Origin of the sequence: Hymenobacter profundi, from assembly GCF_019334315.1 — a bacterium.
Classification (GTDB): domain Bacteria; phylum Bacteroidota; class Bacteroidia; order Cytophagales; family Hymenobacteraceae; genus Hymenobacter; species Hymenobacter profundi.
Genome location: NZ_JAHWGL010000109.1, coordinates 1 through 16,724 on the forward strand (window position 1 = coordinate 1; position 16,724 = coordinate 16,724).

At 60.9% G+C, this 16,724-nt stretch carries 16 protein-coding genes; 8 read left to right on the top strand and 8 right to left on the bottom strand.

From position 1 onward, the window contains the following. Positions 1–83: 83 nt before the first annotated feature. From KYK14_RS18670 to KYK14_RS18690, 5 genes are all read left to right on the top strand, one after another. Entirely contained in the window at positions 84–1,061 is a 978-nt protein-coding gene (locus KYK14_RS18670) for an AAA family ATPase (RefSeq protein WP_208307620.1), read from the top strand. Between the two features lie 192 nt (positions 1,062–1,253). Then, the gene (locus KYK14_RS18675; RefSeq protein ID WP_219160951.1) at positions 1,254–2,117 is read left to right on the top strand and encodes a DUF58 domain-containing protein; all 864 of its coding nucleotides are present in this window, start codon (positions 1,254–1,256) and stop codon (positions 2,115–2,117) included. Positions 2,118–2,275: 158 nt separating this feature from the next. After that, positions 2,276–3,859 (top strand): BatA domain-containing protein, encoded by a 1,584-nt coding sequence (locus tag KYK14_RS18680; protein WP_219160953.1) that lies wholly within the window; start codon positions 2,276–2,278, stop codon positions 3,857–3,859. Next, positions 3,856–6,081, top strand: a complete 2,226-nt coding sequence (locus KYK14_RS18685) for a DUF4175 family protein (protein ID WP_219160955.1) — start codon at positions 3,856–3,858, stop codon at positions 6,079–6,081. Before KYK14_RS18680 ends, KYK14_RS18685 begins: the two co-directional genes overlap by 4 nt. 46 nt (positions 6,082–6,127) lie before the next feature. After that, the gene (locus KYK14_RS18690) at positions 6,128–7,921 is read left to right on the top strand and encodes a hypothetical protein (RefSeq protein ID WP_219160957.1); all 1,794 of its coding nucleotides are present in this window, start codon (positions 6,128–6,130) and stop codon (positions 7,919–7,921) included. A gap of 154 nt (positions 7,922–8,075) precedes the next feature. Here KYK14_RS18690 and KYK14_RS18695 read toward each other — a convergent pair whose 3' ends face one another. After that, complete coding sequence (locus KYK14_RS18695) at positions 8,076–8,294, bottom strand: hypothetical protein (RefSeq protein WP_185282132.1); 219 nt, start codon at positions 8,292–8,294, stop codon at positions 8,076–8,078. 136 nt (positions 8,295–8,430) lie between these two features. Between KYK14_RS18695 and KYK14_RS18700 the strand changes: the two genes are divergently transcribed. The 3 genes from KYK14_RS18700 (at position 8,431) to KYK14_RS18710 (ending at position 10,629) form a co-directional block, all read left to right on the top strand. Next, positions 8,431–9,018: an RNA polymerase sigma factor gene (locus tag KYK14_RS18700; RefSeq protein ID WP_219160959.1), complete on the top strand. Its 588-nt coding sequence runs from the start codon at positions 8,431–8,433 to the stop codon at positions 9,016–9,018. Between the two features lie 48 nt (positions 9,019–9,066). Next, positions 9,067–10,218, top strand: a complete 1,152-nt coding sequence (locus tag KYK14_RS18705; protein WP_219160961.1) for a S1 family peptidase — start codon at positions 9,067–9,069, stop codon at positions 10,216–10,218. 174 nt (positions 10,219–10,392) lie between these two features. Then, positions 10,393–10,629, top strand: a complete 237-nt coding sequence (locus KYK14_RS18710) for a hypothetical protein (protein ID WP_185282129.1) — start codon at positions 10,393–10,395, stop codon at positions 10,627–10,629. Between the two features lie 100 nt (positions 10,630–10,729). On the opposite strand, the gene KYK14_RS18715 is transcribed toward KYK14_RS18710, so the two are convergent. The 7 genes from KYK14_RS18715 to KYK14_RS18740 all read right to left on the bottom strand — a co-directional run bounded on the left by KYK14_RS18715 (position 10,730) and on the right by KYK14_RS18740 (position 16,566). Beyond that, positions 10,730–11,152, bottom strand: a complete 423-nt coding sequence (locus KYK14_RS18715; RefSeq protein ID WP_185282128.1) for a putative signal transducing protein — start codon at positions 11,150–11,152, stop codon at positions 10,730–10,732. A 135-nt stretch (positions 11,153–11,287) separates the two neighbouring features. Then, complete coding sequence (locus tag KYK14_RS22615; RefSeq protein WP_425514699.1) at positions 11,288–11,428, bottom strand: MFS transporter small subunit; 141 nt, start codon at positions 11,426–11,428, stop codon at positions 11,288–11,290. 35 nt (positions 11,429–11,463) lie between these two features. Then, positions 11,464–12,867, bottom strand: a complete 1,404-nt coding sequence (locus KYK14_RS18720) for an L-lactate MFS transporter (RefSeq protein ID WP_185282127.1) — start codon at positions 12,865–12,867, stop codon at positions 11,464–11,466. A 172-nt stretch (positions 12,868–13,039) separates the two neighbouring features. Next, the gene (locus KYK14_RS18725; RefSeq protein WP_219160963.1) at positions 13,040–14,536 is read right to left on the bottom strand and encodes an N-acetylmuramoyl-L-alanine amidase; all 1,497 of its coding nucleotides are present in this window, start codon (positions 14,534–14,536) and stop codon (positions 13,040–13,042) included. A gap of 143 nt (positions 14,537–14,679) precedes the next feature. Further along, a complete protein-coding gene (locus tag KYK14_RS18730) occupies positions 14,680–15,225 on the bottom strand; it encodes a hypothetical protein (RefSeq protein WP_219160965.1) in 546 nt (181 codons plus the stop codon). A gap of 60 nt (positions 15,226–15,285) precedes the next feature. Beyond that, on the bottom strand, positions 15,286–15,819 hold the full coding sequence (locus KYK14_RS18735; protein WP_185282124.1) for an energy transducer TonB: 534 nt from the start codon (positions 15,817–15,819) through the stop codon (positions 15,286–15,288). Between the two features lie 276 nt (positions 15,820–16,095). Next, on the bottom strand, positions 16,096–16,566 hold the full coding sequence (locus KYK14_RS18740) for a tetratricopeptide repeat protein (protein ID WP_185282123.1): 471 nt from the start codon (positions 16,564–16,566) through the stop codon (positions 16,096–16,098). Positions 16,567–16,724: the final 158 nt, after the last annotated feature.

Sequence of the window (16,724 nt, forward strand, 5' to 3'; positions counted from 1 at the left end):
GCTTTTGTCTTGGAAAATGATGTTGAAGTAGTAGGGCAAAAAAGCTAACGGCCAACAGCCATCAGCTAACAGCTCAAAAATCCATGACTGAACAAGACGTAAAACGCCTGCTTGCCAAACTGCCGCCCCTGCGCGAGGAAATTGCCAAAGTCATTGTGGGGCAAACGCAAGTGCTGGATGAAGTGCTGGTGGCCCTGCTGGCCGGCGGCCACGCCCTGCTAGAAGGTGTGCCGGGCCTAGCTAAAACCTTGCTGGTACGCACCCTAGCCTCGGCCACCGACCTACCCTTCCGCCGCATTCAGTTCACCCCCGACCTAATGCCGACGGACATTCTCGGCACCGAAGTTCTGGAGGAAGACCACGGCACGGGGCACCGCTCGTTCAAGTTCAACGAAGGGCCGATTTTCGCCAGTTTGGTACTGGCCGACGAAATCAACCGGACGCCGCCCAAGACGCAGGCGGCTTTGCTGGAAGCCATGCAGGAAGGCCACGTGACCTACGCCGGTCAGGAGCACGCCCTACCCAAGCCGTTCTTTTTGCTGGCCACGCAGAATCCCATCGAGCAGAGCGGCACCTACCCGCTACCCGAGGCCCAGCTCGACCGTTTTCTGCTTTACATTCGCATTGGCTACCCCACCGAGCAGGAGGAGCTGGCCGTGTTGAGCGGCACCACCGGCATCAACAAAGCCCAGGTGCAACCCGTGCTGGGCGGCGACGACATCCGGCAGTTGCAGCAACTGGTGCGTCAGGTGAGTCTGAGTCCTGAGCTGCTGAGCTTCGTGAACCGGCTGGTGCGCGCTACCCGCCCGGCTACCTCAGAGGTGAAGTTTATTCAGGACTACGGACGCTGGGGTGCGGGGCCGCGTGCTGGTCAGGCTCTCATTCTGTGCGCCAAAGCGCGGGCGTTGCTGCAAGGCCGCTTTGCTGCTACTCTTGATGATATTAAAGCCCTGGCTCCGGCCGTGCTGCGCCACCGCGTGCTGCTGAATTTCAACGCCGAAGCCGAAAACCTGACGCCGGATAATGCCGTGCAGGAGCTGCTGAAGGCCGTGGCGGTGTAATTCTGCTGTCATCCTGAGCTTGCGAAGGACCTTATCCTGTTAGGGCGACCAAGCGTCTGCCAACTCTATCCTGTTATCCTGAGCTTGCGGACGTCTTCATACCAAGTAGTTACTACCTAATGCATAGTCGTCCCAGCGGGATAAGGTCCTTCACTCCGCTCAGGATGCCACATAAAATATCAACTAAAAACCATGCTCAGCCCCGAACAACTCTACGCCCTGCGCAACCTCCCCTTGGCTGCCAAACAAGTGGCTGAGGGCTTCTTGCACGGTCAGCATTTGAGCCGGCGGCGGGGCGTGGGTATGGAGTTCAGCCAGTACCGCCCCTACCAGCCCGGCGACGACCTGCGCCGCCTCGATTGGCGCCTGGCCGCTCGCTCCGACCGCTACTACATTCGGGAGTCGGAGGTGGATACCAGCCTCACGGTGCATTTGCTGCTGGACGCCACCGCCAGCATGAACCACCGCGACGACAACGGCCTCAGCAAGCTCGACTACGGCCGGCTGCTGCTGGCGGCGTTGGCCTACCTGGCGGTAAACCAAGGCGATGCCGTGGCCCTCACCATTCTGCGTCCCGATGGCCTGCAACACCTGCCGCCCCGCGCCGACCCCAGGCAGCTTACGCGCATTTTTCATACCCTGGAAAACGCTACGGCTACTGGTCGCTTCCCGGCGGCGGCCGAGCTGGCGCCCCTCACTGCCCGGCGGCAGCGTGCCCTTACCATCTGCGTGAGCGATTTGTATGAGGAAGATAGTGAAATTGATACGCTGCTGACGCGCCTGCGCACCACCAGCGGCGAGGTGCTGCTGCTGCACCTGCTGGCCCGCAACGAGCTAGACTTCACCTACCGCGGCGCTGTCACCTTTGAGGACTTGGAAACCGGCCGCACCCTTCAACTCAACGCCGATCAGCAGCGCCGGGCCTGGCAGGAACACCTGCAAAGCTGGCTGCGCGACGCCGCTACCCAGGCCCGCCGCCATGGTTTCGAGTATGCCCAACTAAACACCGCCGAACCGCTGGACCGGGCCCTGCGCGAATTTTTGAAACGACGGTAGGGGCGCCTTGTAGGCGCCCGTCGCAACAGATGGTTCTATTTTTCATCCTTTGATGCACACACCACACCGAGTTCCCTAAGCGGAAACGCAACAGTCTGTACTCCAACAACCGCCTGCGTATCACTGGGCGCCTACAAGGCGCCCCTACCTTTTGCCTCATGCTTGCACTGCCCCTATCAGCGTTTCACGTATTGCACCCCACGGCCGGCCTGTTGGCGCTGCTGGGGGTGCTGGTGCCGCTGCTGGTTTATATCTGGAACCGGCGCCCTGCCCGGGTGGTGCAGGTAGGCAGCCTGCGCTGGCTGGAAACGGCCGCCAACCGCCGTCTGCGTCGCCTGAAGCCTGAGCAACTGCTGTTGTTTCTGCTGCGGGCCGCATTGGTGGGCGTGTTGGCGCTGGCCGTGGCGGGCCTGAGTTGGCAGGAGCCCACGCCGCCCGTGCGGGGACAAGTGCTGCTGAGTCCCGACCTGCTGGCCTCATCGGCCCTAGCCGCCGTGCACCCTGGCATCGATTCACTGCGCCAGCAAGGCTACGAGTTGCGCCAACTGCGGCGCGGCTTTCCGCGGGTGCCGGCCCGCACCTGGGCGCGCTTGGCCTCGCCTACCCCTTCGCTTACCGATTCGCTCCGGGCATTGCTTCCAGCTGATAACTTGTGGATGCGCGCCCAGCAAGCCGCCGACTCCTTCCCCAACCGACCACTCCGCGTATTTTCGACGGCGGCGTTGCGGCGGTTTGAGGGCCCACGCCCAGCGCTACCCGCCACTTTGCGCTGGCAACTGGTCCCTACCCCCGACTCGGCCCGTTGGCTACAGGCTGCGGCCTTGGTTGGCACCGACAGCTTGCGCTTGCTGGTGGGCCGTAGCACCGAGGAAGCCAGCACCTTCCGCAGACTGACAGTGCGACGCCCTGCCAACGGCGCTTCCGTGCGGGTGGCGGGCCTACCGGATATTTCCTACCAAACCACAGCCAACGGCGCCCAACTGCGCACACTTGATTCTACCATCGTGCCGATACGCACTACACCCGTGCGCGTATGGCTGCTCACGGATGCCGCGTATGCGCCAGAGGCCCGCTACTGGCAGGCAGCGGTGCAGGCTGTATCCGTTGGGTTGGCAGCTCCGCTGCAACTTACGGCCGCTACCCAAGCGCCTGCTGGGCAACTGCCCGATGTGGTTATCTGGCTGAAAGACGCGCCGCTGCCCGCTGCCTGGCAACAAGCAGCCGTGCCGGGTACGCAGGTGTGGCGGGTAGGACGCGGGGGCGGCCGCGCCGTTGGCAGCACGTTTATTCCTGCCAACACCCAGACCGCTGTTGCTATTCGGCGTCTTGATTCGCTGACGGTGGCGGCGGCCGAAACCGTGTGGCAAGATGCTGCGGGTCGGCCGCTGCTCGTCCGGCAGGCGCTGGGTGCGGGCACGTTGTATGACCTTCGCACCCGACTACACCCTAGCTGGAGCGCGTTGGGCGAAAGTCCGGCCTTGCCAGGGCTGCTGCTGCCACTGCTCCAGCCGCCCGTAGCGCCTACCCGATTGCTTGCCCACGACCAGCGCACCCTCGACCCGCACCAGCTATTGACCACGGCCGCGCCAGCCGCTGCGGCTGTCTCCGTAGCTGATGATGCTCCGCCCGCTACCGATTTGCGGCCGTGGGTGGTGCTGGCGGCCGTGCTGCTGTTTGGGCTAGAGCGGTTGTTATCCGGGCGTGCTGCCGGGCGTCTTCTCACTGCTACTGCTTCCGTATGAGCATTTCCGTAACTTCTGCCGCCGTTGAGCCAGGTCTGTTGCGCCGCGTGGCGCGTTCGTACGCCAGCCGCCGCACGGTACAGATTCTGCTGCCTTTCTTAGCGGCTAGCGGCGCGGCGCTGGTAGCCGCAGAGCGGTGGCCGCAGGCGGGACCAGCCTTGCTAGTGTTGCTAGCCGCGGGCGTTATAGCACTGGTAGTGTGGCTGATCCGCTTGTGGCAATTCCGACCCGAGCCACTGGCCCGTCGCCTCGACCGGGAGTTTGCGGAACTGGAAGACAGCACCGGCCTGCTCCTGCGCCCTATCCCTGGCCTCAACCTATTGGAGCAACTACAGCAGCAGCACGTAGCCGAGCGCCTCGATGCGCTGACAGCCGCTACCCCCGCGCTACTGCCCACGCCGTGGCGCACCTCATTGCTGCTTACCAGCCTGTTTCTGGTGGTAGCCGGCGTGTGTTGGGTGGTACCAAAATCAGCCGCACAGCCAGCTGCTACGGTAGCCACGGCTCCCGCCGTGCCCCTGCGGTTTGTGGGTAAACCGGCGCCAGCCAAGGCCCCACGTATTCAGGAATTGAAGCTGCTGGTGACGCCGCCGGCCTACACACGCCGGGCGGCTTTTGCGGCGGCACAACCGTCGTTTCAGGCGCCGGCCGGGTCGCGGGTGCGTTGGCGGGTACGTGTGAGCCGCCGCGCCGCCGCGCCGGTGCTGGAATTGGGCAAGCAGCGGGTACCGCTACGGCCCGTGGCCGACGATTCGCTGGCGTTTGAGGCTGAACAAGTAGTGAACAGTTCGGTGCTCTACCGGCTGCGGTTTGCAGGACAAACTTCTGAGGATTATGCCATTGAAGTCATTCCTGACCGGGCACCTACCCTCCAGCTCATCACACCGAAGCCCTATACCCTGGTAGAGTTTGGGCAGAAGCCCCAGGTAGGCGTGCGCGTAACCGTGCGCGACGACTATGGCTTAAGCCGGGCCCGCGTGGTAGCTACCGTGGCCAAGGGTGAGGGCGAGGCGGTGAAGTTTACGGAAGTAGCCACTGACCTCAGCGCTCAGCTGCGCGGTCAGCCTACCCAACACCAGCTTACCTACACCCTGCAACTACGCCAGCTGGGTCTCACTTACGGCGACGAGGTATATTTCTACGTGCAGGCCTGGGACAACCACCGGCAAATGGCCCGTACCGACACCTACCTGGTGCAGTGGGAAGACACCACTATAGACGCTTCCGGGGCGGATATTTCGCTGGGCGTGAACGTGGTGCCGGCCTACTTCCGCAGTCAGCGCCAGGTAATTATCGATACGGAAAAGCTGCTTTCGGAGCGCAAGGGGCTGGATCAGTCCACATTTGCCAGCCGTGCCAACGACATCGGGCACGACCAAAAGGTGCTGCGTATGCGCTACGGTAAGTTTATGGGTGAGGAATTCGAGGAAAGCATCGGCCAGGCCAATGCCCTACCCGAGGGCGAGAAAGAGGAGCATCACGAGGGCGACGGGCACGACCACGGCCATGAGCACGGAGCCCCGTCAACCAACGCCAACCCGTCGTCGCTGGAAACCACGGCCGCCCTCATGGACCCCTACATGCACAAGCACGACGACGCCGAAACCGCCGATTTCCTGGAGCCGGCCGTGAAAGCCAAGCTCAGCGTAGTGCTCAGTCAGATGTGGGAAGCCGAACTGCGCCTGCGCACCGCCCGTCCCGCCGAGGCCCTACCCTACGAGTACAAGGCCCTGCGCCTCTTGAAGGAAGTGCAGCAGCAAACCCGCGTCTACGTCAAAAAAGCCGGCTACACCCCGCCGCCCATGCCCGAAGCCACCGTGCGCCTCACGGGCGAGCTAGAAGGCGCCGCCACTCCTCAGCGTCGCGCCGATGTGGCAGCGCCGGCTTCCCAACCAGCCGTGCGGGCTGCCCTGGGCCTACTGAGTCGCTTGCGTCGCGGTCAACCCGCCGCCCCTGACGATGCCGCCCTGCTCGACCGTGCCGGGTCGCAACTGGCCCAGGCAGCCCTGCAACGCCCTGGCGCCTACCTCACCGCCCTGCGCGACCTGCGCCAGCTCAGCGCCGCTTTGCGCGCCAGGCAGCCGGTGCCTTGCCCCGAGTGCCTGCCTGTAGTAGAGCGCGCTCTTACGGCCCTGCTGCCTACTCCTACCTCCGCGCCTATCCCTGCTCCTTCGCCTAACCGCCTGGCTCGGCGCTACTTGCAGGCGCTGGGTCAGCCGTAGCGCCGCCTTATTATTTGATTTGATTGTTTGCCTTTACTTCAGCTCCTTGTCTGCCTTCACCCCGAACTTTCTTTTCTACGCGCTGCTCATCTTCTGTCTGCTGCTGGCTGTTGGGCTGAGCGTGGCCGCCTGGCGCCGTCCCAACCGGCAACGGCTGGCCTTGCGCCTGGTAGCGGGCTGGGTGGCCGCGGCCGCTTTGTGGCTGATAGCCTACCCGCCTGCCCGCACCATACCCGGTAGTCGGCAGCAAGCTATCCTGCTAATGCCTGATTACCAACCCGACTCGCTGCAAGCTTTACTGCGCCAGCTGGGAGCAAGCACCCAACTGTGGCGCTACGGCGCGGCCCCTACCCCCGACACGCCTACCCTGCACAGCCTAGTAGCCCTGCGCGAGCAGTTGCCCCACCTCCGGCAGCTGCACGTGCTGGGGCGGGGCCTGCCCTCAGATGCCGCCTCTGTTGCTGACTCGCTTCACCTGATTCGGCACGGTGGCGCGGCAGTGGCTGGCTTTCGAGCGGCGCAGTGGGCGCGGCAGGTGGCGCTAGGGAAAACGTTGCAGCTGAATGGCTCCTTTGCGGCGGCCACCGCAGATAAAGCGCCGGTGTGGGTAGGGCTGCGCGCCGCCGGCAAAACCCGCGACTCGGTGCAGCTAAAAAATGGGCGCGGCACTTTTCAGCTTCGCTACGTACCCAAAGCCACTGGCCTGGCCGAGTACGAGTTGTGGGCGCGGCGCGGCACGCAGGTCGTAGCCCGCGAGACGGTGCCCGTGGAGGTAACGGCAGTAGCGCCTTTGCGCGTACTGCTACTCACCACCACACCCGGTTTCGAATTCAACTTTCTCAAAAACTACCTGGGCACCCAGCAACACCGCGTGGCGCTGCGCACGCAAGTCAGCAAAGGCCTCACCCAGACAGCTTTCCTCAACCAGCCAACCCACGACCTGCGTCGCCTCTCGCCTACCCTACTGGCCCGCTACGATGTGGTAATAGCCGACAATGGCACTCTCACCAGCCTCGCGCCCGCCGAAGCCCAGGCCATGCGCGCGGCCGTACAAAACCAAGGCTTGGGCTTATTGCTACTAGCCGAGCCAGGCGCCCTACCCCGTGCGCTACCCGGTCGCGCCGCCTTTAGCCTGCTGCCCCGCCCCACCGGCGCCGACCTCCCTCAGCCTGTGCGCTGGCCCGATGCGCCCGCTTCGCTGGCCGCTCCACTCGCCGCCGAGTTGCGACTCCAGCCGGGTAGCACCGCTCTGGCTACGGACGCCCGCCAACGCCCGGTGGTGGGCGTCACGCGGGTAGGGCTGGGGCATGTGGTAGTCAGCACGCTGGCCGCCACCTACCCCTGGCAGCTGCAAACGGCTAACACAGCTGGCTACGCGGCTTTCTGGAGCCGCCTGCTGGCTGCGGTGGCCCGCCCGGCACCCGTGGCGGCGCAGTGGCAGGTGGTAGAGGCCTGGCCGCGCCCGCAGCAGCCCACTACCCTACGCCTAGAATCGGCCGCGCTGCCGGCTACGCTGCCCGTTGTTACTACGGCCAAGCAGCCAGCGGTGCGCCTACCCATGCAGCAGGATACGCGCCTGCCGGAGTGGTCTACGGGGCAGTTTTGGCCGGTCGCCGCGGGCTGGCATCAGGTGCAGGGTCCCGGCACTACCCGGCAGTGGTTCTACGTGTTTGCGCCCACTGCCTGGCAGGCTACGGAGCGCGAAGCCTACCAGGCGCCGACTGCTGTAGCACCCAACAACCTCCCCCCCACTACTACCCGGCAGCCGTGGGCAGTAGGCTGGTTTGTGGCCCTCTTTGTACTGGCGGCGGGCACGCTCTGGCTGGAGGAAAAGCTGTAGCACCTCACCGCTCGCCCGGCCGCTTTCCTACGTAACCGCTACTTTTGTGCCTGCTTGGGTAGGCTACAACAAAAAAGGTCCGTACCCTCCCGGAGGAAGATACGGACCTTTCGTTTGCTGGCGTTGTGGGTACAACGCCAGCAAATAGTATGGTTTACTCAGCCGTGGTGGTAGTGGTCGACATGGTCGAGGTCGAATCAGCCATCGGAGCGGTTCCTTCCATCGTCGAGGTCGAGTCGTTGCTCATCATGGGCGCCGTCTCGGTGGTCGTAGTTTCCGTCGTGGTCGTGGTTTCAGCAGGCTTCGACTCGCACGAAGCGAGGCCAGCAGCGAATACGATAGCCAGGGCAGATACTTTCAGTAGGTTTTTCATCTTTGGGGTTGGGTTGATTTTTCGTCTGAAAACGCTCTTAATCCCTACTCTAAAGAAAAGTAACCCGAGTTGAGAATATTTATTTTTGATGGGTTACGTAAGAGCCCCATCCGTATTAAAACAAGAAGTATAGCGAATGGGTAAGGGACTTCCTTCCTACACCGATGCAGAGTTCGTGGCGGCCATCCGCCAGGGCGACGACCGGGCGCTGGCGCAGCTCTACCGCTTGCACCTCCCCATGGTTCTTCACTTGATACAGCAAAACAGCGGTACCGAGGACGAGGCCAAGGATGTGTACCAGGAGGGCGTGATGGTGTTCTACGAGAAGGTACGCGACGGCTCGTTGGAGCTAAGCTGCCAGATCAAGACCTACCTCTACGCCGTGTGCCGCCGGTTGTGGCTGAAGCGGCTGGCCGAGAAAAACCGCTTTGGCGGTAGTCTCTCCGACCACGAGCCCTACCTCGAAACGGGCGCCGAGCAGGATTTGCTCGACGCCCAGGAGCGCGACCGGCGGTTTGCCATGATGGGCGAGGCGCTGGAACGCATTGGGGAACCCTGCCGTTCGCTACTCGAAGGTTTTTACCTGCTGGATAAGTCCATGCAGGAGCTTACCGCGGAGTTTGGCTATACCAACGCCGACAACGCCAAGAATCAGAAATATAAATGTTTGGTGCGCCTGAAAAAGCTGTTTTTCACCCACTATCAGGAGGAAGAATCGTTCTAGCAGCCTGCACCCTATTGCCCCGGCGGACCTAACCCAGCCGCTTTCTATATGAAAACTGAAGCTGATTATTACGCGCTATTTGAGGCCTACCGGGCCGACGAACTGGCTGCGCCTGCCCGCCAGGAGCTGGAGCGCCGCCTCGCCGCCGATCCTAGCTTTGCCCAGCAGCTCACCGATTTTGACCTACTGAACGGCACCCTGCGCGGCTACGGCGAACGACTGCGCACGCGCCGCAAGCTGCAAGCCTTCCAGGCCACGCTAGACGCCGAAGCCACCGCCGAAGAAACCTACCAGACCGGCAACCCGCTGATGCCGACGATGCATATCTCTGGGATAGAGCGCACGCTGCGCGAGTTCTGGGGTAGCCACCGCGCCACTATTGCCGTAGCCGCTTCGGTAGCCATTATGGCGGTGTTTGGCACCCTGCTGGGTATTGAGTGGTGGAAAGCCGCCCAAAAACCGGCTCCTACCTACGGTTACACCATGCTGCGCCGCGAGGTGGAGCGCATCAAGCGTACGCAGCGGGCCATGAATCGCGCCATCACGCAGATCGACGAAACCAAGGCCGAAGATATTAACCCTGGCAAGTTCAGCGGCACGGGCTTCGCGCTGTCGCCCAACGGCTACCTGGTGACCAGTTACCACGTTATTCAGGGCGCCGATTCGCTGCTGGTGGAGAGCCGCACGCACGACCATTACCACGCCGAGCCGGTATTCACCGATGTGGCCCGCGACCTGGCTATTTTGCGCATCGTCGATAAAGACTTCCACGGCTTCGGCCGCCTGCCCTACTCCTTCAAGCGCACCACCGCCGACCTGGGCGAGCGGGTATATACGCTGGGCTATCCCCGCGAAGACCTGGTGTTTAACGATGGCTCCCTGAGCGCCCGTTCGGGCTTCGAGGGCGACACGGGCTTCTACCAGATTTCGATTCCGGTGAACCCCGGCAACTCTGGTGGGCCAGTGCTAGACGACCGAGGCAACCTGATTGGTATTGTCAGCGGCAAGCAGTCGGATGTGCAGAGCGCAGCGTTTGCCACTAAGTCGTCCTACCTCACCCGCCTCGTCGACTCGCTGCAAACGGCTACTGTATCGCACGATATTACGCTGCCCCGCACCAATTTGCTGACCGGCACCTCCCGTCCGCAGCAGATTCGCAAATTGCAGAATTACGTTTTTGTAGTGAAGGTGTACGAATAGAAAATGACCTTCCTATAGCCTAGTAAGCTCCGCCATTCGGCGGAGCTTTTTCTTTTTACCAGCAAAAATCAACAAAAAGAGGCAGCCCGCGCCGCCTTTTTCCCGTAGGAGTATCGGTAGCGCTTTTACTGGCGTGCCACTTGATTTCCCGTAACTTTCTCTCCACTCTTTCCTATGGCCAACGACATCCAATCTCTAGACAAGATCACTCCCGAAGACATTGCTCGCACGTTTGAAAGTGCCTACCATGTATTTCAGGGCGACCATGAACACATGGAGGACCTGTTCAAGAACGGGGCAGGCTTGCTTCAGAAATCCGCGCAGAAGTTCACTTCCACCCAACTGGTACTAGGCATCGCGGCCATTGCTGGTGTAGCCATCTTCTTCATCAACCGCGCCGACAAGAACTAGTCGTTCTGTTCGCAGGTAAATAAAAAGTCCCCGACTACGGAAAGTAGTCGGGGACTTTTTATTTGTGAAATGCATCGCTTTCACTCAGCACAACGGTCAGTTATTCCTCTCGCAGCTCATAGCCGCAATGAAAGCAGTGGTAACGGATGCCGCGCAGGGAATAGATCAGACGGGTGAAGAAGCGCGAGGCTGTTGGGGCGCCAGGGCGCACCTCGGTGGTGGCAATGTCAGGGGAGCCGCAGCGGGCACAGGTAAGCGCGGTGCCCTCCTGCGTATCAGGGTCGGGCAGGATGGTCATGGGCACGGTTTCTTCCAGCAGGGCCGTGCGCGCCGCCTCGGCATCTTGCTGGCGCACGTGCAGGCGCACCCCACCCGAAATAGGGCCATAGGGCCGGTTTTCGTTGCTTACGAAGCAGGGAATTTCCTCCGCGTCGAGGCGGCTTTTGGCCAGGTGTGCGGCAATGGAATCAGGGAAAGAGGCCAACAGAATAATGCGGTCGGCAGAAGGAACAACGGAGGCCATAGTGGTGGGGTGCGAAGCGGCAGCAAATAACAGAAAAGCCCAGGAGGAAGTTGTGCACAGCGCACGACCATTCTACCTACCTAAACAAAAAGCGCACCCAGAGAGTGCGCTTTTTGTTGTCTTTTGATCAGCCACTTAGCTATTAAATAAGGCCAGCGCTTTAATAAATGTCTGGGAAACTCCCCAAAGTAGGGGTACCCCAACAAAAAGCCAGGCTAGGACAAGGGCGCCACCGCTCGAAGCGGTTTCGGGGGCGGAAGTGTTTCGTGAGTCCATATAGTCAGGAAGAAAAGTATAAGGTGAGGGCCGGCTTAGTGGCCGCCGGCTTCAATCGTAACAGGGCCTTTCTCGTGGTACTGTTCTTTTACGGGGCGCACGGCCAGGTTGGCCAGCAGCCCTACCACCAGCACGCCGGCCATGGTGTAGAATACGTTTTGGTAGGCGGCAGCGCCTGCCAGATTCTGCTCTTTGGCGTGCTCACTGAGGGTATGCACAATCAACGGCCCCAGTACCCCGGCCGTACTCCAGGCCGTGAGCAAGCGCCCGTGAATAGCGCCTACCTGGTACTTGCCAAACAGGTCGGAGAGGTAGGCTGGTGCGGTGGCGAAGCCGCCGCCGTACATGCTGATAATTATGCAAGCAGCCACCACATACAATGTCAGTTGCAGGCCCGCTCCCAGCGTTGGGATGAAGGCGTAGAGGATGATGCCTAGGATGAAGTAGATGGCGTAGGTGGTTTTGCGGCCCAGCTTATCGGAAGCCGACGACCAGAAGAAGCGCCCGAGCAGGTTGAACAAGCTTAAAAGCCCCACAAAACCCGCGGCAGCGGCGGCTGTTACGCCCCGGCCCGCGCCCATGGCCGCATCCGAGAACGTATTCTGAATCAGAGGCGAAGCCGTTTCGAGTACGCCGATACCGGCCGTTACGTTGGTGAGCAGCACCACCCACAGCAGCCAGAACTGCGGCGTTTTGATGGCGTTATCGGCCGATACGTTGGCCGTCGTAATCATGGCGTCATGCTCGGTGCTGGGCACGTAGCCCTCCGGCGCCCAGTCGTCGGCGGGCACCCGGATGGTCCACACCCCGAACTGCATGAACAGCAGATAGATAATACCCATCACAATGAAGGTAGGCGCCACACCTTGCGGTGCCGAACCTTTGAAGTGGTCCATGAGAGCCACGGCCAGCGGGGAACCAATCATGGCGCCGCCGCCAAAGCCCATAATGGCCATGCCCGTTGCCACGCCTTTGCGGTCGGGAAACCACTTAATCAGCGTACTAACTGGCGAAATGTAGCCAATGCCCAACCCAATACCGCCCACTACGCCGTAGCCCAAGTACAGCAGCGCCAGCGAGTGTAGGTGCACGCCCAGCGAGCCAATCAAAAAGCCGCCACCGAAGCACAGGGAGGCGGCCATCATGGCTTTGCGCGGCCCTACCCGTTCCAGCCACTTGCCAAACACGGCCGCCGAGAGCCCCAGCAGCACAATGGCAATAGAAAACGTCCAGCCGATCTGGCCGGGGGTCCAGTCGTCGGGGGCGGGGTTGGCAGGGTCGCCGCTAATGAGGGAGCCCAGCGGCTTGTTGAACACGCTGAACGCGTAGGCCTGCCCAATAGCCAAGTGGATAGCCAGCGCCGCAGGCGGAATCAGCCAGCGGTTGTAGCCCGGGCCAGCTATGGTGCGGCTGCGGTCCAGTAGAGAAGTTTCTGCCATACGAGGGGTAGGAATTTGGGTGATGAGAGGAGATGAAGTGCCGCAACCAGTTCGCTTCTAACGGGCTATTGCACTGGCTACGCAGCAGTAAATAGCTGCTTTTACGCGCCAAAATCAATTTGACACGATTATTTTTTGCTAAATAGATATAGTCATATGAAGCCTTGATGAACTACTGCACGGCTGGTTTTCCAAACAACCATCCTTTCAATCCCTTGGCCCGCGTACCGCGCACAAATTCCTGCACGCCCGCGGCCATACGCACCGCCATTTCCTGCTGAAATTTGGGGTCGATGAGACGCCGCTCGTCCTCGGGGTTGGACACGAAGGCTGTTTCGACCAACGCGTTGGGATATTCGGTAGGGCCGTTTAGGCCGAAGTTGAAGCTGCCCACATTGCCGGCGCCGCGCAGGCCGGTGCGGCGCATCTGCGCATACAGCGCCTCCGACAGTGGCCGAAACGCTACATAACGATAGTAGGTGCTGGTGCCCTGCGTAGCGGTATTGCCGGAGGAATTGACGTGAATACTGACCAGCAAATTAGGTCGCGCCCGCCGCAGCTGCCGCACCCGGTCGCTGATTTCGAGGCTAGCGTCGTCGGTGCGGGTCATGACGACGCGGGCGCCCCGTCGCTCCAATTCCTGCTGTAGCTGGCGGGCAATGGCGAGGGTCAGGTCTTTTTCGCGGGCGCCGGTGCTACCCACGGCACCCACGTTGGTACCGCCGTGGCCAGCATCTATAGCCACTACCAACCCGCGCAGCCGAAGCTTGACGGGCGGGCGGCGCACTTGTATTTCCAATATATTTCCCTTGTAGCCAATATGGTAGCCCCAGCTCTGTGCGTGCTTCAGCAACAGCACCAACCGAAATACGTCGGGAGCCACCTGCTCGTAGTGCACATCACCGAGGGCTTGCAGGCCGTCGCGCTGGGTTATCCAGTTAGTGTTCGAGGTGGCCCCAAAAATATCGACCTCCAGGCGGGTAGGGTTGGTGCGGAGCTGCGAGCGGTAGGGTAGGCGGGCCGTGAGCGGCACCCGCACGTAGTCGAACAACGAATCGCCGCGCACGTCCCAGGAGCCCGTGAGCGAGGTAGGCACAAAGCCGCCGGGCGGCAGTAGCTGCACCTGGTCCTGCGGTATCCAGGCGGTTTGGGATTCGGCCAGGCGCACGCGGTAGAGGTTGCCTACCCTACCCGTGAGGTGCAGCACCACGGCTGAGTCGAGGTAGCCCATTTTGGCGCCGCCAAGGCGGTCTTCGCCCAGGCCGTAGTTGAGGTAGGAAAGGTTGGACGTGGTTTGTGCCAGTTGGGGCTCGTTTAGGTTCAGCAGGCGCACCCGGTTTTTGCTGGTGGCTGTGGCGCGGGTACTATCAGTAGCCACCAGCTGAAAGGTGATGGGCCGATTAGCGAGCGTATCGCCGGGCTGTACCACGTACGTTACCTGGTAGGTACCGCGCTGGTTGGGCAGCTCCGTGAGCCGCTGGCCGCGGTAGAACGTAACGCGACTCCCAGGCCTACCCTTGAGACGCACTTGCAGCTGGTCGCCGGGTTGCAGCCATTGGTCGGCGGCGGGTACGGTGGTAACGCTTTCAATCAACTGCTGCGCCGGGGCTGCCAAGGGGAGCAGCCAAAACAGTAACACCACAAAACGCGCAGACAGGAAATACATCATGAGCAGCAAGCACTGGGATTTCAACACAAAAGCCTCGTCAGATGGCGAGGCTTTTAGTAAGGTAGAGAGGTCAGTAAGTAGTCTATGCCTCGCATTGTATCAGAATAACCTACCAACCAAGGATTCGAGATGTCAGGCTCAACCTACTGCTTATTGCCCACGGCTTCGCCCATGTCTTTCACGTCGCGGCCGGTTTCCAGAGCCGTAAACTCGGTTTGCAGCGCCCGGATATGGATTTCGTCGCGGCCTTTCACATCCAGGCGCACTGCCCGAAACTGTTCGTTGAGGCGGCGGTAGATGGCCGTGGCGTAATCCCAATCGCGCTGGGTCCAGGCGCGACGCTGGGCACGCACTTGCTGCAGAAACTGCGTGTAGGCGGGCTCAATAGTAGCAGCCGTTAGAGCACCAATATCTGCGTAGGTGCCCAGCAACTGCGTGGTGAAAGTGGCCTCCGCGGCGGGGTCGAGGGGCTGGCGATTCCGAACGCGGGAGGCAGAGTCGTAGCGGGCGGCACGGCCGGCGGCGGCGTTTAGTTTGTTGCCGGCGCGGTCGGCTATAGTATCCAGTCTGTTTACACCTTTTTCCAGGGCAGCTTGCCGCTCGCGAGGCGTGCTGTCGCAGGCAGTTAGCAGGCTGAGGGGTAGGGCCACCAGGGCCACGGTTTTGCTTAGCGTACGAAGTAGCATCATGCCCGCATGTACGCAGATTGGCGCCCCCAAGTTGACTACCGCAACAGCCAGCACCCCGCGTTACTCGCGTAGCTTGTACACGAATGGCAACTCGTATACCACCGGCACCGACCGGCCATTTTTCCGGGCCGGAAGCCATTCGTTCGGAATCGTGCGGCACACCCGCAGGGCTTCCTCATCGCAGCCCCCACCCACACTTTGGATGATCTGGTAATTGCTGGCTTGGCCCAGCGTATCAATCACGAAGGAAATGAGCACACGGCCCTGTAGCTTTTTATTCTGAGCAGCTTGCGGGTAGTTCAGCTTGGCGGTGTACGTCGCCAACCGGGCATCTCCCCCGAGAAACATGGGCTGCCGGTCGAGATGCACTGCGGTCCATTTGCCGGGCATAAGCTCCGCACGGTAGGGCACGTCGCTCAGCGGGCGGTACTCCAATAGTTTGCGCTCAGTATGGTCGTATTTCTGCACTACTAGCTGGGTGCCAGCACGGTTGTAGGCGTAATATTCCCATACGCCTACCTTTTCGCCTTTGTCCATCATGCCTTTCTCCCACTGCGTTTCGCGTAGGCGTTGCGCGTACGAAAGGCTAGGCAATAGGAAGAGGAATCCGTATAGTAGCTTTTTTTTCATGGGTGGAATATGGGTGGAGAGAAGATCAGAACAGAGTGGGCAGGACTGGATAAAGCACTAGCATAAACCAATAATAATTATATTATTTATTATATCTGCAACATTTGATTACCGACTAAATCTAACCAAAATAACAAATACATAGCCTTATAGACTACTCAGCGCTTAATAGGACATGCTTCGCCTTTGCAGGAAATACACAATTTCTTGCAGCAGACAAAAACCTTGCTAATCAGGGATTCAGCTGTCCAGTTGGTCGCGCAGGTCGCGTAGATCTTCCTGCAAGCCGGGCCACTGCGGGCACAGTGCTTCGAGGCGGCGCAACACATGCAACGCGCCCCGGTGATGGCCGAGTTGGCGCAGAATCATGGCCCAGCCGCTCAGCGCCCCAAAGTGGCGCGGCTCACGGCGTAGGGTTTCCTCAATATCGGTTAGGGAAGCGCGGTACTCGCCCCGCATGAAGTAGGCGGTGGCGCGCTTGTTCCAGCCTTCGGCCCAATCGGGACGGGCGGTAATCAACTCCGTGAAGCAGGCAATGGCCCGCGTGTACTCCTCGGCGGCCAGCGCCCGCATTCCTGCCTCTAGCTGCTTATCTAGCGCTTGCTCGCCGGTAGTCAGCCACAGCTGCCAGATTCCGTTGCGCAGGGCCTCAATTTCGGCTGGTGCCGTGGCCACGCGCAGCTGCGCAAATAACTCGTCGAGAGAGGTCAAAGGGTGAAATTGTGAAGTTGTGAAATGGTGAGTTTGACGTTCAGTGTCCTCTCTGTGTACGGCATGCGCTGCCAGCACGTTAAACTCACCATTTCACAACTTCACAATTTCACTATTCTAAAACAGCGCAGCGGCTACCTTACGCACAGACTCAGATT